This is a genomic window from Halobacillus trueperi, from assembly GCF_003386945.1.
Classification (GTDB): domain Bacteria; phylum Bacillota; class Bacilli; order Bacillales; family Halobacillaceae; genus Halobacillus; species Halobacillus aidingensis.
Window position 1 is genome coordinate 1 of the sequence record NZ_QUAE01000057.1, and the last position, 374, is coordinate 374.

1 rRNA gene is annotated in these 374 nt (G+C 46.3%); it reads left to right on the forward strand.

Annotated elements, in window-relative coordinates:
- Window positions 1-116, forward strand: a 16S ribosomal RNA gene (locus DYE48_RS20960); the annotation flags it as partial.
- Window positions 117-374: the final 258 nt, after the last annotated feature.

A 374-nucleotide genomic window follows, 5' to 3' on the forward strand; every position in this document is an offset into this window, starting at 1 on the left:
ACCCGAAGTCGGTGAGGTAACCTTTTTGGAGCCAGCCGCCGAAGGTGGGGCCAATGATTGGGGTGAAGTCGTAACAAGGTAGCCGTATCGGAAGGTGCGGCTGGATCACCTCCTTTCTAAGGATATATTGAAAGGCGAAAGCGACTGTACAGACCCGACGAACTAAGTGAGATCACGTAAAGACTTGTCAAAGTCTTGGAGAGATATCGCTTAGAGCGCTTGGGTCTAGGAGCTGGAGCTAGACAATCGGAAACGTACTGTGTTGGTTGTTCAGTTTTGAGAGATCAAACGATCTTTCAACTTGTGAACCTTGAAAACTGGATAAGGAATCATTGTTTCATCTAACGATGAGACAATTGATGACAAGACATCTA